Source organism: Moraxella sp. (genome assembly GCF_024227015.1).
Classification (GTDB): Bacteria; Pseudomonadota; Gammaproteobacteria; order Pseudomonadales; family Moraxellaceae; genus Moraxella.
On sequence record NZ_JAAELD010000379.1, the window covers coordinates 1 to 517 of the forward strand.

At 46.6% G+C, this 517-nt stretch carries 1 protein-coding gene; it reads left to right on the plus strand.

From position 1 onward, the window contains the following. Nucleotides 1–33: 33 nt before the first annotated feature. Nucleotides 34–517: IS1595 family transposase (locus GY683_RS08785; RefSeq protein WP_297288368.1), on the plus strand; the 484-nt coding region annotated here is incomplete at its 3' end.

The following is a 517-nucleotide window of genomic DNA, read 5'->3' on the forward strand; positions in this document are numbered from 1 at the left end:
ACTTTAAGTAGAGGTAATATAAAGGGATTAGCGGTGAAAAGGAACACGATTCAGTTTCAAAAAGGATTTAGCCTACCCGATTTTTTCAGGCAGTACGGCACTGAAGAGCAATGTAGGAAAGCGTTATTTGATTGGCAATGGCCCAGCGGTTTTGTTTGTCCCGAATGCGGTCATACCCATCATTGTTTACTCAACACGAACAAACTGTACCAGTGTTATCACTGTCATCATCAAACGTCGCTTACCAGTAGGACAATCTTTGCCGATACCAAATTACCACTGACGCTTTGGTTCCTCGCCATGTTCCTCGTTACTCAAACCAAAAATGGCATTTCTGCACTGGAACTGATGCGCCAGCTTGATGTGAGCTATGGCTCTGCCTGGAGCATTAAACATAAATTGATGCAGGTGATGAAGGAACGAGAGGATCAGCAGCCATTGGATGGCATCATCCAGATGGATGATGCGTATTGGGGAGGCGAACGCCATGGCGGAAAGCGTGGTCGAGGCGCACCTC